We start from the raw sequence: 25,922 nt of genomic DNA, 5'->3' as shown, positions 1-25,922 counted from the left end.
TTAAACCTCCCTTTTGTTGAACGCGATAACCCCTTTGCACAGCGTCATCACAACTTCGCTTTTTTCGTTCAAAACGATCAAATCGGCATCCTTTCCATTTTTGATGCTGCCTTTGCGGTCGAAGATCTGAAGCTGTTTGGCAGGGTTCACCGCTGTCATATGGACGATGTCTTCCAGTGTACATTCAGAGAATTCCATCATGTTCCGGGCAGCCTGATCCATCTTCAAAATACTGCCGGCCAATGTGCCGTTCTGAAGCACGGCTTTCTCATCCTTTACAAACACCTCCTGGCCGCCTAATGTATAAGTTCCATTCTTAAGACACTTTGCGCGCATCGCATCGGTGATTAAAATGATGCCCTCTTTCTGTTTTTGCCGGAAGGCCAGTTTCATGACGGCTGGGTGGACGTGAATCCCGTCTGCTATCAGCTCAGCGATCAATTCACGATGTAAAAGGGCGCTGCCCGCTACCCCGGGCTCCCGGTGGTGCAGACCCCGCATGCCGTTGAACAAATGGGTGACATGTGATAAGCCCGCTTCGATCCCTGCCTCCATTTCCTTTAACCCTGCATCAGAATGGCCGGCTGAAGCGACAACACCGGTTTTATTCAAATAAGAGATGAGCTCTAAAGAGCCTTCCAGCTCAGGCGCGATCGTCACCTGTTTAATATGGTTCCCTGAAAGCTCCTGCCATGCTTTGAATAAAGATAAGTCAGGCGGAATGATGGCATCGGGCGGCTGGGCCCCGCACCGCTTTTCTGAAATAAAAGGGCCTTCCAAATGAATCCCTAAAACTTCGGCAGTGCCCGGACGAATGTCTGACTCCATATAGCGTTTGACATTTGCCAAGGCTTGTTCGATGCTGGCTGCATCCTGGGTCATCGTTGTTGCGAGAAAGCTTGTCGTCCCTTCTTTCGGAAGGGCTTCAGCCATCGTGTTTAAAGCTTCGGGCGTTCCATCCATGACATCCGCGCCGTTTGCACCGTGAATATGAACGTCAATCATCCCGGGGAGCACTTTAAAGTTTTCCGGAAATGTCAGCGGCTCAGCGGTCTGTGCAGCTTCGGGAAGCTCTGACATTGATCCGCAAGCCTCAATTGTTTCTCCATTTGTCAGGACAAATCCATTTTCTATCATTCCATTTTCACTGTAAATACGAAGATGTTTTAAAATATAGCGTTTAGTTTGGTTAGTTTTCACAGCCAAAAGTCCTTTCTTGAAAACGTTATCATCAGTATAGAACATTATAGTTCTAGTTGTCTAGACCATTAACAAAAATATTTTTCTTCTATCCAATCATACATCATGACACACCGTTTGCCGGCTTTTTTGTCAGGTTATATCCACATCGCAAAAAAAATCAAAAAAGGCGATGCGGAATCCAGTATTCTAGAGGTGAAAGGAGACTGCGGCCAACATGCATTATGAAAGGGCGGTTCAAAAAACGATCGATTGGCTTGAATCACATTTGCACGAGCAGATTTCAATCGAGGATATTGCCGGTGTGTCGGGATTTTCCAAATTTCATTTTCATCGTATTTTTCAAGCGGAAGTCGGGATGTCAGCCGCTTCCTATATTCGTATGAGGCGTCTTGCCCATGCTGCTACAGACCTGCTTTATACAGATCACCGTATCATCGATATTGCGCTGCACTATCAGTTCGAGTCACAAGAAGCGTTTACAAGGGCGTTTAAAAAGCTGTATCACATGCCGCCGGGCGCATACCGGACATTGATGAGGCCGATCGCTTCAAAAAAGGAGGAATCTTGGATGGAGAAAAACATGAAAGGCTGGGTACTAAGCGGAAGCCACCCGTTTCAATTCGAAATGGGGATAGATCGGGAACATGTACTTCACGGCAAAGCTTCAGGCTATTTAAAATCAATCATGGTTCAGGATATCGGTGAGTTTGCCACGATGATGCAGCAGTTTAAGGCTGACCGCTACCGCGGGAAAAGGCTGCGTCTGTCCTGCTTTATCAAAACGAAAGGAGTGCAGCATTTTTCTTCTCTTTGGATGCGGGTCGACAGTGCGGCGGAGGATGTGCTTCAATTTGATAATATGAGCAATAGGCCGATTACGGGAACGACGAATTGGAATCGTTACGCCGTAGTATTAGATGTGCCTGAAAACAGCGCGGTCATTTCATTTGGGATTCAGCTATCCGGCCCCGGTCATGTGTGGATCGATCATGTCACATTTGAAGAGGTTGACGAAAGTGTTCCGTCAACGAATATGGAAATACACGGTGAACTCTTAGAAGAACCGGTTAATTTATCATTTGAGGAAGAGTTATAAAGGGAAAAAAGCTGCCGGGAAATCCCGGCAGCTTTTTTTATGCTGGTTTGGCGTAGATATACTGATTTCTGCCCGCGCCAAGCCCTGCACCAATGAGAGCGACAAGCGCGGCGACGAAAAGCAGGATCGGTCCGTTCCATGAATGCATATGATCATATAAAAATCCGACAAAACTAGGGCCGATCGCCGCCAGCAAATAACCCGCGGATTGCGACATTCCTGATAAAGCTGCCGCCTGATCGGCGTTCTCGCTTCTCAGTCCGATGAGAGCCAGCGCCAAGCTGATGCTTGAACCTTGTCCAATTCCGATCAGAATCACCCAGAAAGTCAGCATGGCCGTACTGCCTCCGTATAAAAGGCCTGACATCCCGGCTAAGTAAAGAATGCCGAGAGCAAGGACGATGCTTCTCTGATTTCGGAAACGACCGGCGAGCACCGGTGTTAAAAATGTCGACGGAAGGCTGGCAAATTGCATCAGCGACAGCATCCAGCCGGCAAGCGACATGCTCATCCCGTGGGAGCGGAGGATTTCAGGCAGCCAGGCGATCGTACAATAAAACAAGAAAGACTGAATGCCCATAAAGAAGGTGACCTGCCAGGCGATTTTGGAACGCCAGACGGTTTGTCCCTCCGTTTTGACGCGGACGGTGCTGTTGGCCGTGTCATGATAGCGCAGCTGCGGAACCCAGAGCAAAATGGCGATAAACGCCAATCCCGCCCATACCATCAGTGAAGCGCTCCATCCCCACTGCAAGCCGTGAGCAAGCGGAATGCTGATTCCGGAAGCGAGCGCCGCAAATATCGACATGGACGTTGTATACAAACTTGTCATGATGCCCGCTTTATCGGGATATTTGTGTTTGATGAGGCTTGGCAGCAGCACATTGCAGATGGCGATCCCGACTCCGATCAGAGCGGTTCCTGTAAGCAATGTAAAACGATCCCCATAGGAACGCAGCAAAATGCCGATCAACAGAACGACCAATCCCACCCAAAGGGTTCTTTCATTGCCCAGTTTCTGTCCGAGCTTTGGAGCGATTGGAGAAAGAAACGCGAAAGACAATAGCGGCAAAGTCGTCAAAAAACCTGCCATCCCGTTTGTCATGACCAAGTCGGAGCGGATCGAACTGATCAATGGTCCGACTGATGTAATGGCGGGTCTTAAATTAAAAGCGATAAAAATAATTCCGGCAATCAATAAGATATTGTGTATACGGGTGCGTCGAGCGTCATTGTATTGCATGCTGTATTCTCCTTTGCTTTCAGGTGAAAAAGTGACATGAAAAAGAAACCCGGAACGCGGTCCAAGGTTACTTTTGGCGATCCTGCTTCTGTATGACGGCAAGTTTTCAAGCGGAATATGCTGCGGCATATGGCATGGTTTGTTCGGACAGGAAGATTTAAGGATTCCGAAAGGTTTTGCGCCGCTTCGGCTCATATTATAAAGACTTCTTCTTTTCCTCCATTTTCTATTGTACCCGAGCGTCCGAGGGACGCAACAGTAAATATGAGTGACAACATTTATTGTAACATCATATAACAAATGAGTTGGAAGAAAAAGAGAAAGAGACTATAAATGAAATAGGAGGTGCTGCGCATGAATACGACATTATCGGCATTGAAAAAGAAATTGTATGACCTTCAGGTCAGATCAAAAGGCCTTTACACATTTGAAGAATACAAAGATATGCGCAATGTGCTGCAAACGCTGAGGATGAGGTTTGCAGCTTATGAGGAATGGGATTTATATCAACATGCGACCGATCTGATGGTCAGCATGCTGTTTAAAAACAATTGGAACGGCAGGCTGGACTGAAGGTCAAACACCTTTAAGCTTGTCGTTTTTACCACCTGCGGCTGTGCGGCCGCCCCCGTTATACCCGTCACTCCTTTTTCTCCTGTACAGGTCAACACTTCCTTTCCGCGAAGCTTTCTATGAAAATATTTCCGAATAAAGGGTTTCTTCCAGAGTCTATTTTTTTTCTGTGAAAATGGTAAAATAGACGTTGGGTTATTTTTTATGGGAGGACGGTGCTTAACATGACAGATCTTCTGAATGACAGGCTGCCGCCGCAAAATATTGAAGCTGAGCAGGCCGTGTTAGGTGCTGTTTTTTTAGAACCATCGGCATTAACTTTGGCGTCAGAAGTCTTGATTCCAGATGATTTTTACAGAATGTCGCACCAAAAAATATTTAACGCCATGCTTGTTCTCGGGGACCGCGGCGAGCCTGTAGATTTGGTGACAGTCACATCAGAGCTTGCGAATACGGATCTTCTGGAAGAGGTCGGCGGAATTTCTTATTTGACGGATATTGCAAATTCTGTGCCGACTGCGGCTAATATAGAATATTACGCAAAGATTGTAGAAGAAAAATCGATTCTGCGCCGCTTGATCCGTACGGCAACGACGATTGCCCAAGACGGATATACGCGGGAAGATGAGGTCGAGGATCTTTTAAGCGAAGCGGAAAAAACGATTATGGAAGTCGCCCAGCGCAAAAATACAGGGGCCTTCCAAAATATTAAAGATGTTCTTGTGCAAACCTATGACAATATCGAACAGCTTCACAACCGCAAAGGGGATATTACCGGAATTCCGACCGGTTTTACGGAGCTTGACAGAATGACAGCCGGCTTTCAGAGAAATGATTTGATCATCGTTGCCGCGCGTCCATCTGTGGGGAAAACCGCTTTTGCTCTGAACATCGCTCAAAATGTGGCGACGAAAACGGACGAAAGCGTCGCGATCTTCAGTCTTGAGATGGGAGCCGAACAGCTTGTCATGCGGATGCTTTGTGCAGAAGGCAACATCAACGCACAAAATCTCCGTACCGGAAATTTGACGGAAGAAGACTGGGGCAAGCTGACGATGGCGATGGGAAGCCTGTCAAACAGCGGCATTTTCATTGATGATACACCCGGCATCCGCGTCAGCGAAATCCGTTCAAAATGCAGACGTTTGAAGCAGGAAAACGGACTCGGCATGATTTTAATCGACTATTTGCAGCTCATCCAGGGAAGCGGCCGTTCATCGGACAACCGCCAGCAGGAAGTATCGGAAATTTCCCGTGCGCTGAAAGCGCTGGCGAGGGAGCTTGAAGTTCCGGTCATCGCCCTTTCCCAGCTTTCCCGCGGCGTCGAGCAGCGCCAGGATAAGCGCCCGATGATGTCAGACATCCGGGAATCGGGAAGTATCGAGCAGGATGCCGATATTGTCGCTTTCTTATATCGCGATGATTACTATGACAAAGAATCGGAGAATAAAAACATTATCGAAATTATTATCGCAAAACAGCGGAACGGCCCGGTCGGCACCGTTTCACTCGCATTTGTCAAGGAATACAATAAATTCGTGAACCTGGAGCGCCGCTTTGATGACGCGGGTGTTCCGCCTGGTGCATAAATCCCTAAGACATGTTCTTAGGGATTTTTTGCGTTCTTACCTGTCTGCGAAGCTATGGGGCGGAATAGGCGCCTTGATTGTCCACATATGTGCCGTTGTCCAAAAATTTGCATGTTCGCTAGTTTTTGAGTTTTTAAGTGAAAAACCGTTTCTCAAAAAGGAAAATTGTAAAATTAATTTTATAATAACGAACGAAAATGTTACGTTGTAAAATTAATGTTCGGATTTACAATTGACTTTAAAGCGTGACACTGATAAACTGATTATGTTTGATATTGATATCGTTTGAAAAGGTTAACGGAGGTGGACGGATATGTCTTCAGTAGTTGTTGTCGGTACCCAGTGGGGTGACGAAGGAAAAGGAAAAATTACCGATTTCCTTTCAGAAAACGCGGAAGTGATCGCACGGTACCAAGGCGGAAATAACGCAGGACATACGATTAAATTTAACGGGGTTACGTACAAGCTGCACTTGATTCCATCCGGTATTTTTTATAAGGATAAAATATGTGTGATCGGCAACGGAATGGTCGTTGATCCGAAGGCATTGGTGACAGAGCTTGCCTATCTACATGAACGCAATGTCACAACTGAAAACTTGAGAATTTCCAACAGAGCCCATGTCATTCTTCCGTATCATTTAAAGCTTGACGCGGTGGAAGAAGAACGGAAAGGGGCAAACAAAATCGGCACGACGAAAAAAGGAATCGGCCCGGCCTACATGGATAAAGCGGCACGCGTCGGCATCCGCATCGCCGATCTTTTGGACCGTGACGTTTTTGAAGAAAAACTCGCCCGCAATCTGGAAGAAAAAAACCGTCTGCTTGAAAAAATGTATGAAGCGGAAGGATTTAAAATAGAAGATATTTTGGATGAATATTATGAGTACGGTCAACAAATTAAACAATACGTCTGCGACACGTCGGTCGTCTTAAACGACGCGCTTGACGACGGACGCCGCGTCCTGTTCGAAGGGGCGCAAGGGGTCATGCTTGACATCGATCAGGGGACATATCCGTTTGTCACGTCTTCAAACCCTGTCGCGGGGGGCGTTACGATTGGATCTGGTGTCGGCCCTACAAAAATCCAGCATGTCGTCGGCGTCTCAAAAGCGTATACGACACGTGTCGGAGACGGCCCTTTCCCGACGGAACTTGAAAATGAGATCGGAGATCAAATCCGCGAGGTCGGCCGCGAATACGGCACAACGACCGGCCGCCCGCGCCGCGTCGGCTGGTTTGACAGCGTCGTTGTCCGCCATGCCCGCCGCGTCAGCGGAATTACGGATCTTTCTCTCAATTCAATCGATGTATTGACCGGAATCGAAACACTGAAAATCTGTGTCGCATACAAATACCGCGGAGAAATTCTTGAGGAGTTTCCGGCAAGCTTAAAAGCGTTGTCCGAATGTGAGCCGGTCTATGAAGAAATGCCGGGCTGGACTGAAGACATCACAGGAGCGAAAAACTTGAGCGATCTGCCTGAAAATGCGCGCCATTACCTTGAGCGGGTTTCCCAGCTGACAGGCATTCCGCTGTCCATTTTCTCCGTCGGCCCTGACAGATCTCAGACAAATGTGATCAGAAGCGTGTACCGTCCGAACTAACTGATCCAAGCCTCTGCCGTTGTTGCAGAGGCTTTCTTTATCAAAAGGAGGCAAACAAATGAAACGAGTTGATGTCGTCTATTCATTCGCAGAAGAAAACGGGCAAGTCCTGATGGTGAAAAACAGAAAAAATCAATCATGGACGCTGCCGGGCGGCAAGGTTGAAGCGGGAGAGTCCCTGCCGGAAGCGGCCTCAAGGGAAATGAAGGAAGAAACGGGCTGCGGCATTGAACCCCTCGGGATTTTAGCATTAAATGAAGCGGTGATCGGTGACGAGCACGTCTATTTTATCGTGTTCAAAGCAACGGTGACAGACCGTCCTGACACTCTCACATTCGATGAGAACATTCTTGAAGCGAAGTGGATGCCCATAGATGAGGCGAATCGGCTGTTGTCGGTATTTCACCCGCACGGAATCATGCACTGGGTAAACACCGAAGGAGCGGAGTATTTTCATGAAGGGGAAAAATAAATAGAAAAAATATAAAAAATATATTGCCACCTCTGTTCGTTCTATGATAATATAAATCTCGTTGTTGCGAAAAAGAATTTGCATCGCTAAAGCCATTAGCTCAGTTGACAGAGCACGCCCGAATACGCTTCAGCGTACACATCGAGAGGCATCTTGAAAAAGCTTTCTGAGATGTGGACGTCGTTATGCTAGATTAAATCTAAGGGTGTCATTTAATTTTGAGCCATTAGCTCAGTTGGTAGAGCATCTGACTTTTAATCAGAGGGTCGAAGGTTCGAGTCCTTCATGGCTCACCATTTTCTCTATGGCCCGTTGGTCAAGCGGTTAAGACACCGCCCTTTCACGGCGGTAACACGGGTTCGAATCCCGTACGGGTCATTGATTTACTTTAGCGTTATTGCTAAATCCCCGCTTGCTTCGGAAGGACCACGATTCCTTCCCGAAGCAGGTACTGTAAAATAGAGGTCCGGTAGTTCAGTTGGTTAGAATGCCTGCCTGTCACGCAGGAGGTCGCGGGTTCGAGTCCCGTCCGGACCGCCATTTTAAAATATGAATATTTGGCTCGGTAGCTCAGTTGGTAGAGCAACGGACTGAAAATCCGTGTGTCGGCGGTTCGATTCCGTCCCGAGCCACTTTAATAAAGCGCGTCTGTTAATGGAACAGATGCGTTTTATTTATAGGTTGAAATATAGAATAAACGAGAAAGGGAACAAGAAAGGAAAAAAAGGGAGGCCGGAGGACCCGGCCGAAGAAGAAGACGTTACTATATAGACGTGTTCATCATGAAAGATGTTTCATTTTTCAGTAAAAAAAGTAATGAAAATTTAATGAAGGGGTCCGAGTCAGCGCCATTCTATTCGGATGACATTTCCAAAACTTTTCCCTTGAACTATTTTTTTAATTTTTGTCTCATTAACGTTATAATGTATAAGAAATCTATTTTCATGAATGAGCTTTTTATGACGACTTGATATAAAACACAAACAGCTCTCTCCCTGAGCGCTGTACGATAACTCTGAACCAGGAGGAATGGATAATGGAAAAAAAGATACTTGTTGTAGATGATGAACAGCCGATCGCTGATATTTTAGAATTCAATCTGAAAAAAGAGGGCTATGAAGTCCATTGCGCATACGACGGCATTGAAGCGCTGCAAATGGTCGAGGAGCTGAATCCCGATTTAGTCCTGCTCGACATCATGCTTCCAAATAAAGACGGTGTCGAGGTGTGCCGCGAAGTCCGAAAAAAATACGACATGCCGATCATTATGCTGACCGCAAAGGATTCAGAAATCGATAAAGTCATCGGTCTGGAACTCGGTGCCGACGACTATGTGACAAAGCCGTTCAGCACGCGCGAACTGCTGGCCAGGGTGAAAGCCAACCTGAGAAGACAGAACACAGCGGTGCCGGCCGAAGAAGAAACATCTTCAAACGAAATACAAATCGGGTCGCTCGTTATTTTTCCGGATGCCTATGTCGTTTCCAAACGCGATGAAACAATCGAACTGACACACCGGGAGTTTGAGCTTCTGCACTACCTTGCAAAACACATCGGACAAGTCATGACCCGCGAGCATTTGCTGCAGACCGTGTGGGGATATGACTACTTTGGAGACGTCCGCACAGTTGACGTAACCGTAAGGCGCCTTCGCGAAAAGATTGAGGATAATCCGAGCCATCCAAGCTGGATCGTCACAAGACGAGGCGTCGGCTATTACTTGAGAAACCCAGAACAGGAATAATGCCCAAATGAATAAAGTCGGTTTTTTTCGCTCCATACATTTTAAGTTTACTTTAATATACATCCTGCTGATCATCGTCGCCATGCAGATCATCGGTGTCTACTTTGTCAGGGAGATGGAGGAGTCCCTTCTGAACTCTTACAAAGATTCACTTGACCAGCGGGTGAACAACCTCTCCTACTATCTTGAGCAGGAGATGACGAAAGACAGAAGCACCGATTCTTCAACTACTTTGAAAGACGATGCAGAGCGGATTTTGAATGATTTTAGCAAGGAAGGCGAAATCCTTGAAGTCAGCTTGATTGATAAAAGCTATGAAGTCATCGCAACTTCCAACCCGTACAATCGGGAAGTAGCCGGTAAAAAGACAACAGAGGGCATCATCAAACGAACATTGCTAGTCGGTATCCCGTACGGAAACAATTTTTTTGATCCGGAACGGGACAGCAGGGTGCGGATTTCCGTCACACCAATTAAAAAATCCAATCAAGAGACGATCGGGGCCATCTATGTCGTCGCCTCGATGGATGATGTCTATACGCAAATCCGGACGATCAATACGATTTTAGCGTCCGGAACACTTATCGCTCTCGGGATCACAGCTTTCCTCGGCATTTTTGTCGCGCGGACGATCACCCATCCGCTTTCAGATATGCGAAAGCAGGCCATTGAGCTGGCAAAAGGGAATTTCTCGAGAAAAGTCAGGAAGTATGGAAACGACGAGATCGGTCAATTGGCCACGACTTTTAATTATTTAACAAGAGAGCTGAAAGAAGCTCAATCGATGACAGAAGGAGAACGGAAAAAATTATCTTCTGTTATCGCCTATATGACGGACGGAGTAATTGCGACAAACCGCAACGGCGCCATTATATTATTAAATTCACCGGCTTTAGAGCTTTTAAATGTTTCACGTGAAACGGCTTTGGAAATGCCGATTACCAAATTGCTCGGTATTGAAGATGAATACTCGTTTGAAGACTTGGTCGAGCAGCAGGACTCTCTTCTTCTGGAGATTGACCAGGAAGAACGGACATCTGTGCTTCGCGTCAATTTCTCGGTGATTCAAAAAGAGCACGGGAAAATTGATGGGTTAATTGCGGTTATTTACGATGTCACAGAACAGGAGCAGATTGATCAAGAGCGCAGAGAGTTTGTTGCAAATGTTTCACACGAGCTCAGAACGCCGCTGACGACGATGCGAAGCTATTTAGAAGCGCTTGCGGAAGGCGCCTGGGAAGATCCAAATATTGCGCCGCGGTTCTTGAATGTGACGCAGAATGAAACAGAGCGCATGATCAGGCTTGTCAACGACTTGCTGCAGCTTTCAAAGTTTGACAGCAAGGATTATCAATTCAACAAGGAATGGGTTCATTTCATCCGCTTCTTTTCACTTATCATTGAGCGCTTTGAAATGACAAAGGAGCAGCACGTTGATTTTATCACCCATCTGCCTGACAGAAATTTATATGTTGAAATAGATCCGGACAAAATTACACAAGTGCTGGACAATATTATTTCAAACGCGCTGAAATATTCGCCTGAAGGCGGCCACATCACCTTCTCCGTTGATGTCAATGAGGAGGAAGAACTCCTTTATATCAGCGTAAAAGATGAGGGTGTCGGTATTCCGAGAAAAGATGTGGAAAAGATTTTCGAGCGTTTTTACCGGGTGGATAAAGCGAGAACAAGAAAGCTAGGCGGAACCGGCCTGGGTCTTGCGATTGCAAAAGAAATGGTACAGGCCCACGGCGGAGATATCTGGGCCGACAGTATCGAAGGCAAAGGAACGACGATCACATTTACCCTGCCATATAAAGAGGAGCAAGAGGATGATTGGGATGAAGCGTGAGACAATGAAAACGATAATACTGTCCCTACTGATTGTGATCAGTCTCCTTTTCACCTTCAATATTTGGGGATTTCAGGGGAATTACGAAAGAGTTGAAGATTCTCAGGCACAGGTCAGCGACAAGCAGCCGATTACAAACCAGACAAAGCTGTTAAATGAAGCCGTAAAGCCGCAGCAGATGTTTATTCATGACAATGGGAAACATTATTTGCTGAATGATATGACGCTCTATTCACAGCTCTGGGATGATATGAGCCACTGGGAAGTCAAGTCGTTGAGAGACATCTCAGACGAATTTGATAAGCAGAAGTTCAAAAACTGGCTGTACGCGAAAAACAAATTCGCCTCCAAATTGGATCTCGTTTTTAGCGACAATATTCCAATCGATGTGCTGCAGCCGCTGTTTAAATGGTCAGCCAATTCGTATGAGTATAACTCATTTGACCGGGTCATTCTTCCTTTCAATGGAGGAAGCGGCACGAAAAAAATTTATTTTGTCTCCTTCAGCAAAGAGACGGTTGTTGAAGCGGAAATCGAATCGGCCAATTACCGGAACATCCTCTCAGATATTGAGAAAGAAAAGTCGCAGATGCCGCTTTATAAGGATTATGAAATTAATGCAAGAAGAGATGTGCTGCTGCCGGTTAATAAGCTGAAGATGTTTGAAAAAGAGTATTTCACCGAAACAATCAGCCCGACGCGTTTTAAAAATGCCCTGTTTGATGACCCTCAAACCGTGCGGCAGGAAACGAACTTAAACAGGCCGGTATATTCGGATGGAACAAGCCTTTTAGAGGTTTACTCAAACAATAGAGAAGTGAAGTTCCAGCATCGAAATTTAGAGCCGAGTTCTTCCTACCAAAATGGAGAACTGATCAATAAAAGCTTTAAATATTTAAATGATACCGGAAGCTGGACGGACGATTATCAGTTTTTCGGCTTGAATGAAAACCAGCAGGTCACCTTTAATTTATTCATGGATCAGATGCCGGTCGTCAACAGCCAGAGCCAGCCTTTTGGAACGACATCCATTGAGCTTCGCTGGGCGAACAATGACATTTTGGATTATAAACACCCGACATATGTCTTAGGAGCGAATGCAAATCCGGTCAGCAAAAAAGAGAAAGAAATCATGAGCGGACAAGAGCTGATTCAATATTTGAAGGACAATGAAGAATACAACTTTGACAAGATTGAACAAATTTTCCCCGCTTATGAAATGGTTTCAGTATCAGCGGAACAAGACCCGCTTGTTAAACTTGTGCCGACATGGTGCATTAAAATAAACGGGAAGGTGCAGCCGGTTTCCGAAAAGGATGCAGTGGTCAAGGAGGGCGTGGAAAGTGGAGTGGAATAGAACAAAAACAATCTTCATCATCGTCTTCCTGATCCTTGATATCTTTTTGGCGTATCAATACTTTGATAAACGGAAAATCAACCAGTTCCCGATTTTAGAAAAGTCGACACTGCAGGAAGATATGAAAGCAGACCATATTTCCTACGGCAACTTGTCGAAGGAGACATCAAAAGGCTCTTCAATCTCCGCGCAAAAAAGGATCTTTAAACCGAGCGAAATTAAATCGTTAAAAGGGCAAAAGCCGAAAACAGATCTGTCGAAAACAGACCCCTTAACAGAAATCAAAATGGTATTTGATGATCCCATTGTGCTGCCGAAAACGGATATGAAAACAAAAGCAAGGGAAATCGTCGATGAGGAAATCATTGACGGCAGCAAGTATAAGTTCTGGAAGATCGACAAGTCTCAAAAGCAGATCATCTTCTTCCAAACGTACAAAGGAAGCTACATTTTTCAGGATCGACAAGATAATACCAACAATGAAATGGGAGAAGTCGTTCTTTATTTTAATGATAAAAATGAAGTCGTTTCTTATAAACAGTCGATGCTGCAGGACATAAAAGAGGTCAAAACAGAAAATCTGATTTCGGCGGTTGGTGCGGTTGAAGCGTTATACTATCCGGATTTTCTGAAAAAATACAGCAAAGTCAAATCGGCTGAACTTGGATATTTCACACAGTATCCTTTGGCAAGCGCCCAGATTTTCGTACCGGTCTGGAGAATCGAAGTAGAACGCAAAACGGACGACAAAACGATAAAAGAAGAATTTATCGTGGATGCACGGGACGGCGCTGTTCTTCAATCACAGGAGAAAAAGGAAAAATCGTAATGGAGTGAGAAACCATGAGCCTGCAATTTAGCGTACTTGCGAGCGGGAGTACCGGAAATGCATTTTATTTGGAAACGGATGACCACGCTTTTCTTGTTGACGCAGGGCTTAGCGGGAAGGCAATCGAAGGTCTGATGTCGCAAATTGACCGGAGTTTGGACCAGCTGGACGGAATTTTTGTCACTCATGAACACAGTGATCATATTAAAGGTCTCGGTGTGCTGGCAAGAAAATATGAGCTTCCCGTCTATGCCAATGAAAAAACGTGGAAGGCGATGGAAGGCCATATCGGCAAAATAGACAGCGGTCAGAAGTTCGTGTTTCCGATGGAGTCGGTAAAGTCGTTCGGTTCCCTTGATGTTGAATCTTTTGGCGTCTCTCATGATGCTGCAGAACCGATGTTTTACGTTTTTCACTATAATGGACGAAAGCTTGCGCTGATTACGGATACCGGCTATGTCAGCGACAGAATGAAAGGCATTATCCGCTCGGCCAACGTCTTTATTTTTGAAAGCAACCACGACGTCGGGATGCTGCAGATGGGCCGCTATCCATGGAATATTAAGAGGCGGATTTTGAGCGACATCGGCCACGTTTCAAATGAAGATGCCGCATTGGCGATGAAAGATGTCATCGGAGACGAGACATCAAGAATTTACTTGGCTCATTTAAGCCAGGACAACAATATGAAGGAGCTGGCGAGAATGTCGGTTCAGCAAACCCTTGCCGCCAAGGGATTGCTGGCCGGAGAAGCCTTTGATTTATTCGATACGGATCCCAAAAAGCCAACACCTCTTGCAGCCGTATAAATTTTTCTTGTTCAATGATTAATCTGAAAGGATATGATCCACACTATATACATATATCGTTCCTTGAAAGGATTTGAATATAGTGGATTTTAATCATGATGAGGAAAAGTACGTTCGTCAAAAGCCGGAAAGAAATTGGAGAAGCTTTTTGTTTTCCAGCTTGATCGGTGCCGTGATCGGCGCTTTGCTGACAGTCTTTGCGCTGCCGTATCTTTCCGAACAGGGGCTCTTGCCGTACAACCTCCAGGTCATTGAATCGAACGGGGGACGGACGGCAACAGGACAAACCGGAACGGTGCGCAATGTCTCAGTCAATGTCAATAATGAGGTTACACAAGTCGTTTCTAAAGTATCTGATGCCGTGGTCGGCGTCATCAATATCCAAAAAACAGGGGTATGGGATGAAGACGGTGAAGCGGGAACCGGATCAGGTGTTATTTATAAAAAGGACGGCAACACATCACACATTGTGACAAACCATCATGTGATTGAAGGAGCGACGCAAATTGAAGTCAGCTTGAATGACGGGACAAGACTTCCGGCAAAACTGATCGGCAGCGACAGGCTAATGGATCTTGCCGTTCTTCAAGTCAACAGCAATAAAATAAAAGCGGCTGCCGAGTTTGGAAATTCCGATAAGGTCAAGACAGGCGAGCCTGTGATTGCAATCGGAAACCCTCTCGGCCTGCAGTTCTCAGGTTCTGTCACACAGGGCATCATTTCTGGAACAGAGCGGGCTGTTCCAGTTGATTCGAATGGAGATGGACAGCCGGACTGGAATGCCGAGGTATTGCAGACAGATGCCGCCATTAACCCGGGAAACAGCGGCGGCGGACTGTTTAATATCGACGGCAAAGTGATCGGCATCAATTCGATGAAGATCGCAGAATCAGCCGTAGAAGGGATTGGACTGAGCATTCCGGCAAACCTCGCGATCCCTGTTATTAATGATTTGGAGAAATACGGTGAAGTGAGACGCCCGTATCTCGGAATCGAGATGAAGTCCCTTGGCGATATCGCCAGCTACCATTGGCAGGAAACGCTTAAACTGCCGGACAATGTCACTTCAGGCGTTGTTGTCATGGGCGTTGCCCCAATGTCGCCTGCAGGAAGAGCGGATCTGAATGAACTTGATGTTATCATTGAGTTCAACGGCGAGCGGGTATACGACATCGTCGACCTGCGCAAAGAGCTTTATACGAAACATGTTGGCGACACAGTGAAATTGAAATATATGCGCGGCGGAAAAGAAAAAACAACAGAAGTGAAACTGTCGCGGTCCAAATTGGGCAATTAATCAGGAACAGTCTGGCAAATCGAGCCAGGCTGTTTTTGCATGCCTTTATGATGAAGGAGATAAAAATTTTCGTCAAAGCGTTAATTTTTAATTTTAGCAATGAAATCAACGGTAGAAGAACCGAAAAGAACATTTTTGACCTAAGCAATTTTCTTATATTGATTGATAAAAACCGATTCTACGGAAAAAACGGACAAGGGCTCGTATTGCGTTTCATTTCGCCGTGCTGTATGATTTTTGACAAGGAAACGGAGATGGGATGAGTCAGCATGCGCTTGTATTGCAATCGGATTTTGGCATTGACGACGGGGCGGTCAAATTCGGTTGACAGTTCAATCCGGATTTTCGATTTAACACACAACATTCTCGTGTTTCACATTTGGGAGGCCTCATACCGCCTGCTGCAAAATGTTTCTTATTGGCCTGAAGGAACGGTATTTGTGACCGTCGTCGATCCCGGTGTCGGCTCAAAACGGCGAAGCATTGCCGTAAAGATCGCCACAAATCAATATATCATCACACCGGATAACGGGACGCTCACCCATATCAGCAGGAAAATTGGAATCGCCGAAGCCCGTCAGCTCGATGAATGGCAAAACAGACTTCCAAAGTCCGGCGAGTCGCATACGTTTACGATCGTGATATTTATGCATACACAGGAGCCAGACTTGCTGCAGGCATCATCGGCTTCGAGCAGATCGGCCCCGAGGTCTCCGCGGATTCAGTGATCAAGCTCCCTGTCATGGAAGCCTACAATCGATATTTTGGATATTCGCTTCGGCAATCTGTGGACGAATATCAGCAGGACGCTGTTTAGCACGTTAGATATTCACTACGGAGCTGCATTGGGAGTCATGGTGATGAATAACGGACACAAAGTCTATCACCAGGTCATGCCATTTGTACGTTCATTTGCCGCAATCCCGGTGGGCCAGCCGCTTGTTTACGTGAATTCGCTGGACAATTTGGGGGTTGCCGTCAACCGGGGATTTTTTGCCGAGTCACACGATATTGAAACTGGAAACGATTGGCGAATCTCGCTTCGCAAAATCAAGAAACCGGCATAAAAAAACCATAATAAAACAACCTGGCGGAAAATCCAGGTTGTTTTTTGTTCGTTCAAAATACATAAAAATGAAAAAATCAATGATGAAGTTGATGAGAAAGGAAGGGATAAATGTTTAAAAAATGAGCCTAAGGTCACCTTAGTTCCTAAGTCTTATTGTCTAACAACTGGGAAAAGAATATATTGATGGGTGTGCCGCTAAAATGAAAATATTCATTCAATTCATTTGTTTGGAAAAAGAAGATCCGGAGGAATGATATGAACGACAATTTGCAGATGGCGATGAAAACGCTGTCTAATGAAAAGAACAAAAGTACGGTGTCCGTTGTTGTTTTGTGTCTTGTTACCCTGGGGATTTACATTCCATATTGGTTTTTATCCAGAAGAAAAAGCTTCGATTTGCTGCCATATCATGATATTCCCTACACCACGTTAAAAGCCATTATATTTTATCATTTATTTTCTATTCCGATGAGAATATCAGCCGCAATCGTATTTCCAGAGATGCACTACAGCCTTTATCTATTGCTGGATAGAATTATTTTGATTTTGTCTGCTGGTGTTCTGATTTACTGTGCGCTCGTTGTGACGGCTTCATTGAATAAACTGTCGGGAAAAGAACCTGCCAAAGGCTCTGTTTTCGCATTCCTTTTAAATGTGATATACATACAGCACAGAATCAATAAACTGGCAGAGCCCAAGCGGCCTTATTTGACCAGGGCATCATAAGAACGAAAAAGGAAGTGAAAAAATAATCGATGTTAAAGACGAAATTGAAAATAGACTTAAGCAAGCAGAAAAGAAATCCGGTCTTTCTGACACCGATGTCGGAAGACGATTTTAGAACCTATCAAACATACTCAATCCAACATTACGCCATGGCAAAAGTGAAAGCCGGCACATGGACGATAGCGGAAGCAATGGAGAAATCGGAAGAACAACTGAAAACGCTTTTGCCCGATGGAACGGCAACCATCAATCATTATCTCTGGTCGATTGTGAATGAAAACAAGGATGTCATCGGCTGGCTTTGGCTTTACGCAGATCCCTACCACCCGCAAAAGGAAGCGTTCATTTATGATTTCGGCCTTTACGAGGCCTATCGCGGACAAGGAAACGGCCAGCAGGCTTTAAAGGCATTGGAAGAGGAAGCAAAGCAATTGGGTATCAAAAAGCTTTCCCTTCATGTATTCGCCCATAATAAGACGGCGAAACGGCTGTATGAGAAAATGAATTTTGAAACAACTGATTTGCATATGAGCAAGCGGCTGTAAACACGAGGATCAAAGCTTTAAGCTTTGATCCTTTTTTGGAGCAGTTCTTTGTTCCTATTCATGTTGAAAGAAACGTGTCGAAAAAAAGTCAAAATGATCATATCGAACCTCTTTATGTTACAGAAAGTGAGATTTAATATTACAGGATGAAAAAAATGACGATTTTCGCCCTATTGATTGTCGATTCCCAAAGAAAAAGCACGAAATTTGACTCGATCCAAAAGACCCGATTTATTTATCGTCATCAAAAAAAGGAACTGATATACCTAAAAAAATTCCATTAAATAGCTAGATTTGGTTTTGATTTATCAATTGCGTTATAGTACCTTTTTATATGGAAAGTGGAAAAGTATAGATGGCAAGGAAAGAAGTTGGTTTAACAATGAAAGAATTTGCGGAATTTCCGAAGATTCGAGCTGATCACGCGCTTTTGTTAACGCTCGTAACCTTCGGGATGTATATTCCATTTTGGTTTCTGTCGAGAAGACAGCTGTTCGAGAGATATCAGATCAAGCTCCCGTACATTGCGATAAAAGTGACGGTGCTCTTATTTGCTTTTTCAATGCTGGAATCGTTTTGGGCAAGCCTACATTATGTCTTAGAAGATGTTCTCCCTTATGGCGACAACATCCTGCTGCGCGCTCTGTACCCAGCGCACAGCTTTTTGCCTCAAGTTTCATTCCTTTTATTCTGCTTTGTAAACATCAGAAGCTGTTTCAGGATTCGGAAGGCTCTTCTAAAGCGGCAATTGAAGACAAATGGGGTGATGACCTTCTTGTTCAACGTCACTTATTTGCAGCATCTCATCAACAAACAGATATCAGAAGATCATCAAGGTGTGAAAAGCGAAGCGGTATAAATGAAAAGCAGACAGCGGAGACATTCAGCATTGGCCAGGAGGCCAGTGCTTTTTGTGTGGAAAGTTATCCAAAGGGCTTGTGGATAAATGATCTAAAGAAGGGTAAAACCTATTAACATGTGAATAAATAGGGTATATTGAATAGGGAGCTTTTTCATAAAAGAGCCCAATGATACAGATATTGGAGGGACTTTCATGAAGTCTTGCGAAGAACATATTGAGACCGTCATTGACATGTATGTGGATGAGGAAGAATTAGCCCCGGAAATCAGAAAAATCGAACATACACACAGCTTATCCACAACCTGTGAATTGTGCGATAAGCCCGCAATATATATAGTGGGGAACGAATGATCGGATACTAAATACACAACCTTTATCCACAATTGTGGATAATCTATCTGAATAACTTGTTCTTAAAGTGGGGATGACCTGTGAATATATCAATCGTAGCAATCGGAAAACTGAAAGAAAAATATTTAAAACAAGGAATCGACGAATACAGCAAACGGCTTTCAGCCTACGCCAAAATCGACATCATCGAACTCCCGGACGAAAAAGCGCCGGAGAACTTAAGCGACCAGGACATGAAAATCATCAAAGACAAAGAAGGCGAACGAATCCTCTCCAAAATCAGCCCCGACGCCCACGTCATCGCCTTGGCGATCGAAGGAAAAATGAAAAGCTCAGAAGAATTAGCCGATAATATGGATAGACTCGCCACATATGGAAAGAGCAAGGTAACCTTCGTCATCGGCGGCTCACTCGGCTTGAGCGACGCCGTCCTGAAGCGCGCAGATGAAAAGCTGTCGTTTTCACGGATGACGTTTCCACATCAGCTGATGAGGCTGATTTTACTCGAGCAGGTTTATCGGGCGTTTCGGATTAATCGGGGGGAACCGTACCATAAATAGAGGCAAAAAATGATGTAAATAAGGTGGTATTTTGTTGTCGGAAGCGGGTATTGGCTGTGGAAAACCATTTGCATTATCCGTTTCTCGATACAACATGTGGATAAGTGTAAAGGACTTAGAAATATTGACCTCTGAAAAGTCAAAGTCGAGTTCAACTTGATCGACCATTCGTGATTGCCCAATTGGGTGTTTTACTGTAACCTTGTTAAGCAAGAGTTGAAGTAAATGTTTTTGTCTTTCTCTTGATGATTGTTTATAGACTAAAAGGAATTTGTCTAAAAGCTTTTGGATAAGCTCTGGTTGGATTACTCTTGCATCGTTGGAGCTTAATTGCCCAGTGATTTCATTGTGCCTTTGTTCTAACTCTACTTTTTCTTTAGAGACATGCTGTAATCGTTCTTGCAAGATTGCTATTGGTAAGGTCTTTTGCTCAAATGCTTCCAAGTAACGATTCTGTAGTTCTTGTATTTCTGATAGGCGATTTTCTAATTGTTTCAATTCACTATTGAGTTGGTTTAAAGATTCAATCGAAGTAGTATTTATAGATTGAAGTTTAGAGAATAACTGATTTTGGTTGGAAAGGATCTTCTCAATCTTATTAATTACTTCGTATTCTGCATCATATGCTTTTATTGAATTTGCTCTACATGCAGATGAACCTTTGTTATGAAAGTTAGAGCAAACATAATAACGATATTTCTTCTTTGTTCCATCCTTTCGTTTATTTGTTGTAATGGCAGGAACCATACCTTGACCACAATCGGGGCAACGTAAAAGACTGCTAAGTAAAAATGGTTCATTAGATTGCCTTTGTTTAAATGATTTACTTTTCCGCCTTGCTTGTACCATACTCCATAATTCATCGGAAATAATGGCTTCATGCTGTCCTTCTACAAGGATAGGATTTGGATTTTTCCCTCTCCTCCGTTTTGTATCCCAATTTTCAACTTTTAACCAACTGATCTTCCCGTTATAGATAACATTGTCTAAGATTTGAGCTACACCGTTTATCGAAAAATAACAATTCCGTTTAGTTCTGTAACCTGCTTTATTTAAGTAGTTTGCGATTGACTTTAAGCCTTTACCATTGGCATATAGTTGATAGATTTGTTGTACAATCTCAGCTTCCTTTTTGTTGATCACAAGCTCTTTTTCAATTGTATCGTAGCCAAATACAACGCCTCCATTCCATGAACCTTCTAATGCTCTCTGTTTCATTCCGAGCTTAACGTTCTCAGATAACGTATTACGCTCCATTTCTGCAATGGAAGCCATTAGTTGAACAACTAAACGACCAATTGGACTGCCTGTATCAAAGTTTTCAGAGTAAGAGATGAACTTTACTCCATAATCTTCGAATTTGTCTAATAGAGTGAGAGTATCTAACATATTTCGTGATAGGCGTGAGATCTTCCAAACAAGAACAGCTTGAAATTTATCCTTTTCAACATCTGAAATAAGTTTTTGCATTGCAGGGCGACCGCTAATGTTCTTTCCACTTATTCCCTCATCTACATATTCCTCTGCAATCTCCCAACCATATAATTGAGTATATTGACGTAAAGTTTGTAATTGGGCAGATATGCTGTATCCTTCCGTTGCCTGCTCTTCGGTAGAAACCCTACAGTAAATTGCGACACGTTTTATTTCGTGCATAATAATCCTCCCTTCCTTGTAATTTTAATATGAAACACAAAAAAGAGAAAGGATGTTCCCCTTCTCTTAGTTCAATTGATTCAAATATTTTAAATCAAACTTATAAATCACTTCTTTGATTGTTCTATCCTTAGTAGTTTTTCCTGGATTTACGTGAATCTCTTCAATGAGAGAACGAAGTAATTCCTTTTTGTCATCATCTTCGATAATATTGAAAAAGTTCTTTAGATCGTGTAGTGAAGTTGAAATGATATCGGTTAAAAAGGTTTTATCTCTGAGTTTAATGAGGTGCTGTAATTTTTCAATTCGAGTTATTATTAATTTTTCTTCCTCTCGTAAATCTTCCATTTCCTCTTTTAAAATCTCTTCTGAAATAATATCTTTTAGCCTCCAATTTATAAGTTCTTTTCTCTTCGTTTTTAATTCCTCTAACTCAACTTCATACGTCTTGATAGTTGTTTCCAATGGCTCAATTTCACTCATGGCGTATGAGTGAATCATTTTGATCAATGGCTCTTTAACATTGTATTTTTGCAAATCACAAAATAATTGATCAAATACATGTTGCTCAGCATAATCCTTTTTTACAAGGTTTGAGGAACATGCCTTACTACCACTGTTCTTATTTCTGGAGCATTGGTAGTATTTGTATTTTGGACTGCTATTTCCTTGTACCATGGCTGAACCACATTCTGGACATTTTAACAAACCTGATAAGGGGAAGCTTCCAGGATGCAACTTCTCTTGCACATAACTGTTTAGATCCATTACTTGCTGTGTTTTCTCCCATAATTCTATATCTATGATGGGAGCATGTTTTCCATCTCTCAGTTCATTCCGCCACTTTACTTTGCCAATATATATGGGGTTACTTAGTATCGTTTTTACGGCAGTTATTGACCATAAATTATTTTTTTTAGTAGTGATACCTAAAGTATTTAGGTGTGACGCTATTTTTCTATAACCCCACTGATTTATCGCATACTTCTCAAAAATATAATTTATGACTTTTGCTTCTTCAGGCACAATTTTAAGTTTCTTATTCTTTGATGCATATCCATAAATTACGCCTCCATTAAAATGTCCTTCAGAAGCTCTTTTTTCCATGCCGGAGTTTGTTCGGAAAATAATCATATCTCTTTCTAATTCAGCAACTAATGACATGATTTGGTAAAGAATTTTCGCTCTTGGATCTCTTGTATCAATATTGTCAGCTATACAGATAAGGTTTATTCCCGCCTGTGTTAATCGCTTATAAATATAAAGGGATTCTAAATTATCCCTCGATATACGATCAGAATCATAAACAACAACGTAATCTATTTTGTTTTTTTTATCTAAAACAAATGAGTACAACTCTTTAAATTCAGTACGATTTTTAAATGATTCAGCCGATTTCGCCCCCTCATCAAAGATGTGAACGAGGGAAATATCATTATTTTTGCAGTATTTTTCAATTTCCTCTCTTTGTTTTCCAATAGAAGTATTGTCTAATTGTTTATCGGTACTTACTCGAACGTAACCAACAGCTCGCATAAATCATTCACGCTCCTAATCTGCTTTCCTTAAATTTGTCGTAAATAGTAGATTCATATTTGACAATCATATCGGACAGTAAGTTAAGAAATTTTCGGGCATTGTATTTTTCCAGCTCTGCTCCAATTAATAATTGTTTTTCAATTTCTTCATGGAGATTTAAAGTAGGGGATTCTTTCATTGGGGATCTTCCTTTCGTAGTGAATTTTTGAGGTTATCAAGGTTAATGACATGAGGAAAGTGTCATTAACCTATGTAGAAAAAGAGGAGATTTGTTCCGAAAAGGAACCTGAATGCATCTAAAACAACAAAAAAGACTGCTTTACTTAGATATACAAAAAACACAATAGGTAGTTAAGCAAGAGGGCATACTCCCCCTTGAAACAAGTACACCTATTGAATTGTTCATGTATCTAAGTAAAACAGTCTATAATCTATCAAAATATGTGTTATATAAAAATTTCTATAAACTATAATAAGAAATATTTTGCCTAATGTCAATAGTTAATTGAATGTTGCAACAATTAATGGAATCAACAGCTCAAACCAGCTCGAACACAAAACCTATTTATTTCAACTTGACTTCTTCGCTATATTGTCAGTAGCCCATCTAATTTTGGGGCAAGGAAGGATAAATATAATGGGGCTGGGAGCAAAAATATGACATTAAACCCTTGGTGTATAGATGTTTCCAGCCTCCCAAGGTCAATCTGGAGGTGGTATAAGTGATCCATACAATTAAGCTGTATTTTCCCATTGAATACTATGAAGTTATGGATTTGCAAAAAAGATTTAATATTATTTACACGCAACTGAATGACTACTTTGTTAATTACTACGGTGGTAAGTTTAAAGGAATTACGCTTCAAATTTCAAATAAAGGCAATGGACAGTGGAAGTTATATATGTTCATAGATGCAATTCTCCTTCTTGGTAAGTCAGACATTACAGAAGATGATTATAATTCGTTGGAACAAGAGATAATGAATATTCTTTGGATTCTCTTTAAACATTTTTTGCATTTCAAACATCATATCCTACAAAGAATTGATTACCGATACGATGTAGTTGTAAAGGAAAAGCTCCACCGAGATATTTTGCTTCACTTGTATCAGAAGCTTACTAAATCACATCGGTATCAGAAAAAGTATATAGGAAAGCGTAATTCTGAAGGTGTTTTTCAAAAATATGAAACAACAGTTTACCATGCATCAGATTCTGCACAGGCTGTAGTTTATTCAAAAGAAGAAGAACGCTTATTCAAAAAAGAAAGGATACAGGAGTATGAAAAAAACGTATTAAGATTTGAAGTACGGATTCTCAAAGATCATATTAATTATATGGCTCGACAAGACAAAGGGAATTGTCGACCTAAGAAATTAAAAGAATATATGAAAGAGGAAGTCTATCGAGGTTATTTCCGCAAATATATGTCACCCATTTACCATCCTGGAGAATTTTATAAGTTAGATGAAGCAAGAAAACGTATACGTCACTCCTCCCTCTCTAATTCCAATAAAAATAAGCTAATTGAATTTTTGAAACAAGTCTCTTCTCATAGCATTGATACCCCACTGAAATCCATGACAAAAGCTACACTTCGAAACCGCTTGGAAATGTTGAGTCAACTTGGCATCAATCCAATCCCCATTCCTAAAAATTACTCAAAAGCACCAAACACTCTAAGCAATCCTCTTGATAAATTTTTATGGTAAATAAGTTAGAATGGTGAAATTCGAATTAAAATACAGTTGATATATGGTTAATAATGGTTATAATAATGATAAGCACGATATTGCGAGTATCGTGTACCATAACTGAACTTGAAGTTCGGTTCGGCAATAAGTAGATCCATTAGAACCACTCCGCTTACCAGGCTTCGGGTGGTTCTTTTTTAGGTCTAAAATACATATTAGTCACAATACCTAATCACAATATACGCTTACTTTCGAAGGTTTCGCTTTCAAGTTATAATTTTCTCAAAATAGCTGAAAGGATGATTTTGATGCTACAAGAGAAGTTGACAAAGAAGGAGAGAATTCTTCGTCTTCATAAAAAGGGGATGAAGCAGGTGGAAATTGCACGAGAGTTAAAAACTTACACAAACTATGTATGGAAAGTCATAAACGAACACAAGACCAAGGAAATATAATATGGAAATCAGCCACTCAAAATCAAATTGAGTGGCTATTTTTTATATATTAGTTTGAGCTATAAATGTATTTCATCAACACGTAGTTACCAGTAAAACTTTAATGAATTTTTTAAAATATTACGTTATCAAATTGCTATTTTTATCTATGATATAAAGATCTATCTTGATCAACAAAAAAGGGTTTCCATAATGGAAAACGTAAATAAGGAGTAGATGAAAATGGGAAAAGGTAGAAAACAGATGAATGATGATTTTGCTAAGTTGTTGAAAAATCTTCGCATATCCAAAGGTTATTCATTGAAACAATTAGCAGAACGCAGTAACGTAACCCCTTCGTATTTGAATAGGCTCGAACGTGGTGAACGAAAGAGACCTACATTCTCGGTGCTTGAACACATTGCTGAGGGACTTGATGTAGACGTAAATGTTCTGCTTGGATTAGATGCAAAGGATACAAATGAACCACTTTCATTGGAAGAAATGTTCTTCACAAACGAAATCGAGTTTGAAGGAAAACTATTAAGTGCAGATCAAAAAGAAGTTTTATTAGATATTTTACAAGAGGTATTAGAGGCAGATGCAACATCAGTTGAACAGTTGTTAGATGCCTTGAAGAGAATTGGTGAATTAATTGTCGAATTGCAAGAATCGTGATTCACCACCAACGGAGCCAGAAATGGTTTTCCGTTGTACATATCGTATATGTACAAAGTAAATACAGTTTAAATATCATATATATATACGGTTAGGACAATAACGCCAAGAACTATTGCAAAATATATATAAGATTTA

At 42.5% G+C, this 25,922-nt stretch carries 23 protein-coding genes, 4 tRNA genes and 1 pseudogene; 23 read left to right on the top strand and 5 right to left on the bottom strand.

Features of this window, described 5'->3' with window-relative positions; all coding sequences use genetic code 11:
* A complete protein-coding gene (gene nagA / locus P3X63_RS22560) occupies positions 1–1,245 on the bottom strand; it encodes an N-acetylglucosamine-6-phosphate deacetylase (protein WP_077735885.1) in 1,245 nt (414 codons plus the stop codon).
* A 172-nt stretch (positions 1,246–1,417) separates the two neighbouring features.
* Here nagA and P3X63_RS22555 point away from each other — a divergent pair, with 172 nt between their 5' ends.
* The gene (locus tag P3X63_RS22555; protein ID WP_077735886.1) at positions 1,418–2,299 is read left to right on the top strand and encodes a helix-turn-helix transcriptional regulator; all 882 of its coding nucleotides are present in this window, start codon (positions 1,418–1,420) and stop codon (positions 2,297–2,299) included.
* A 37-nt stretch (positions 2,300–2,336) separates the two neighbouring features.
* Here P3X63_RS22555 and P3X63_RS22550 read toward each other — a convergent pair whose 3' ends face one another.
* On the bottom strand, positions 2,337–3,542 hold the full coding sequence (locus P3X63_RS22550) for a CynX/NimT family MFS transporter (protein WP_026589457.1): 1,206 nt from the start codon (positions 3,540–3,542) through the stop codon (positions 2,337–2,339).
* Between the two features lie 354 nt (positions 3,543–3,896).
* Here P3X63_RS22550 and P3X63_RS22545 point away from each other — a divergent pair, with 354 nt between their 5' ends.
* The 20 genes and pseudogenes from P3X63_RS22545 (at position 3,897) to rlmH (ending at position 19,783) form a co-directional block, all read left to right on the top strand.
* Complete coding sequence (locus P3X63_RS22545; protein WP_077735887.1) at positions 3,897–4,115, top strand: hypothetical protein; 219 nt, start codon at positions 3,897–3,899, stop codon at positions 4,113–4,115.
* A gap of 224 nt (positions 4,116–4,339) precedes the next feature.
* Positions 4,340–5,704 (top strand): replicative DNA helicase, encoded by a 1,365-nt coding sequence (gene dnaB / locus P3X63_RS22540; RefSeq protein ID WP_026589455.1) that lies wholly within the window; start codon positions 4,340–4,342, stop codon positions 5,702–5,704.
* Positions 5,705–6,017: 313 nt separating this feature from the next.
* On the top strand, positions 6,018–7,310 hold the full coding sequence (locus tag P3X63_RS22535; protein WP_026589454.1) for an adenylosuccinate synthase: 1,293 nt from the start codon (positions 6,018–6,020) through the stop codon (positions 7,308–7,310).
* A 58-nt stretch (positions 7,311–7,368) separates the two neighbouring features.
* Complete coding sequence (locus tag P3X63_RS22530) at positions 7,369–7,782, top strand: NUDIX domain-containing protein (RefSeq protein WP_026589453.1); 414 nt, start codon at positions 7,369–7,371, stop codon at positions 7,780–7,782.
* Between the two features lie 220 nt (positions 7,783–8,002).
* Positions 8,003–8,078, top strand: a tRNA-Lys gene (locus tag P3X63_RS22525).
* A gap of 10 nt (positions 8,079–8,088) precedes the next feature.
* Positions 8,089–8,160: transfer RNA gene (locus tag P3X63_RS22520), tRNA-Glu, on the top strand.
* An 85-nt stretch (positions 8,161–8,245) separates the two neighbouring features.
* A tRNA-Asp gene (locus tag P3X63_RS22515) sits at positions 8,246–8,322 on the top strand.
* Positions 8,323–8,341: 19 nt separating this feature from the next.
* Positions 8,342–8,414, top strand: a tRNA-Phe gene (locus P3X63_RS22510).
* Positions 8,415–8,818: 404 nt separating this feature from the next.
* Positions 8,819–9,526 (top strand): response regulator YycF, encoded by a 708-nt coding sequence (yycF, locus tag P3X63_RS22505; RefSeq protein ID WP_026589451.1) that lies wholly within the window; start codon positions 8,819–8,821, stop codon positions 9,524–9,526.
* Between the two features lie 7 nt (positions 9,527–9,533).
* On the top strand, positions 9,534–11,378 hold the full coding sequence (gene walK / locus P3X63_RS22500; RefSeq protein WP_026589450.1) for a cell wall metabolism sensor histidine kinase WalK: 1,845 nt from the start codon (positions 9,534–9,536) through the stop codon (positions 11,376–11,378).
* The gene (locus tag P3X63_RS22495; protein WP_077735888.1) at positions 11,368–12,735 is read left to right on the top strand and encodes a YycH family regulatory protein; all 1,368 of its coding nucleotides are present in this window, start codon (positions 11,368–11,370) and stop codon (positions 12,733–12,735) included. Before walK ends, P3X63_RS22495 begins: the two co-directional genes overlap by 11 nt.
* Entirely contained in the window at positions 12,722–13,564 is an 843-nt protein-coding gene (locus P3X63_RS22490) for a two-component system regulatory protein YycI (protein ID WP_026589448.1), read from the top strand. Before P3X63_RS22495 ends, P3X63_RS22490 begins: the two co-directional genes overlap by 14 nt.
* A 14-nt stretch (positions 13,565–13,578) precedes the next feature.
* Complete coding sequence (locus P3X63_RS22485; protein WP_277692167.1) at positions 13,579–14,373, top strand: MBL fold metallo-hydrolase; 795 nt, start codon at positions 13,579–13,581, stop codon at positions 14,371–14,373.
* Between the two features lie 82 nt (positions 14,374–14,455).
* A complete protein-coding gene (locus P3X63_RS22480) occupies positions 14,456–15,670 on the top strand; it encodes a S1C family serine protease (protein WP_026589446.1) in 1,215 nt (404 codons plus the stop codon).
* Between the two features lie 259 nt (positions 15,671–15,929).
* Positions 15,930–16,737: pseudogene (locus tag P3X63_RS22475) on the top strand (SAM hydrolase/SAM-dependent halogenase family protein).
* 257 nt (positions 16,738–16,994) lie between these two features.
* A complete protein-coding gene (locus P3X63_RS22470) occupies positions 16,995–17,465 on the top strand; it encodes a DUF4234 domain-containing protein (RefSeq protein WP_026589445.1) in 471 nt (156 codons plus the stop codon).
* A 29-nt stretch (positions 17,466–17,494) separates the two neighbouring features.
* Positions 17,495–18,010, top strand: coding sequence for a GNAT family N-acetyltransferase (locus tag P3X63_RS22465; RefSeq protein ID WP_035428584.1), 516 nt, complete (start codon positions 17,495–17,497; stop codon positions 18,008–18,010).
* A gap of 355 nt (positions 18,011–18,365) precedes the next feature.
* Positions 18,366–18,869 (top strand): hypothetical protein, encoded by a 504-nt coding sequence (locus P3X63_RS22460; RefSeq protein ID WP_236251180.1) that lies wholly within the window; start codon positions 18,366–18,368, stop codon positions 18,867–18,869.
* A 195-nt stretch (positions 18,870–19,064) separates the two neighbouring features.
* Positions 19,065–19,223: a CxxH/CxxC protein gene (locus P3X63_RS22455; RefSeq protein ID WP_077735891.1), complete on the top strand. Its 159-nt coding sequence runs from the start codon at positions 19,065–19,067 to the stop codon at positions 19,221–19,223.
* An 80-nt stretch (positions 19,224–19,303) separates the two neighbouring features.
* Positions 19,304–19,783, top strand: a complete 480-nt coding sequence (rlmH, locus tag P3X63_RS22450) for a 23S rRNA (pseudouridine(1915)-N(3))-methyltransferase RlmH (RefSeq protein ID WP_277692166.1) — start codon at positions 19,304–19,306, stop codon at positions 19,781–19,783.
* On the opposite strand, the gene P3X63_RS22445 is transcribed toward rlmH, so the two are convergent.
* The 3 genes from P3X63_RS22445 to P3X63_RS22435 all read right to left on the bottom strand — a co-directional run bounded on the left by P3X63_RS22445 (position 19,724) and on the right by P3X63_RS22435 (position 23,156).
* The gene (locus tag P3X63_RS22445; RefSeq protein ID WP_277692165.1) at positions 19,724–21,439 is read right to left on the bottom strand and encodes a recombinase family protein; all 1,716 of its coding nucleotides are present in this window, start codon (positions 21,437–21,439) and stop codon (positions 19,724–19,726) included. The two genes, rlmH and P3X63_RS22445, sit on opposite strands and share 60 nt — an antisense overlap.
* A 66-nt stretch (positions 21,440–21,505) precedes the next feature.
* Positions 21,506–22,975 carry a recombinase family protein gene (locus tag P3X63_RS22440; protein WP_277692164.1) on the bottom strand — a complete coding sequence of 490 codons (1,470 nt, stop codon included), beginning with the start codon at positions 22,973–22,975 and terminating at the stop codon, positions 21,506–21,508.
* A gap of 7 nt (positions 22,976–22,982) precedes the next feature.
* Entirely contained in the window at positions 22,983–23,156 is a 174-nt protein-coding gene (locus P3X63_RS22435) for a hypothetical protein (protein ID WP_011198487.1), read from the bottom strand.
* Between the two features lie 544 nt (positions 23,157–23,700).
* Here P3X63_RS22435 and P3X63_RS22430 point away from each other — a divergent pair.
* Positions 23,701–24,690, top strand: a complete 990-nt coding sequence (locus tag P3X63_RS22430; RefSeq protein WP_277692163.1) for a phage/plasmid replication domain-containing protein — start codon at positions 23,701–23,703, stop codon at positions 24,688–24,690.
* A 653-nt stretch (positions 24,691–25,343) separates the two neighbouring features.
* A complete protein-coding gene (locus tag P3X63_RS22425; protein WP_277692162.1) occupies positions 25,344–25,784 on the top strand; it encodes a helix-turn-helix domain-containing protein in 441 nt (146 codons plus the stop codon).
* Positions 25,785–25,922 lie beyond the last annotated feature (138 nt).

The sequence above is a fragment of the Bacillus sp. HSf4 genome (assembly GCF_029537375.1).
GTDB lineage: Bacteria > Bacillota > Bacilli > Bacillales > Bacillaceae > Bacillus > Bacillus sonorensis_A.
The sequence above is the reverse complement of the archived record's forward strand: the minus strand, read 5'-3'. Positions and strand labels throughout refer to the sequence as shown.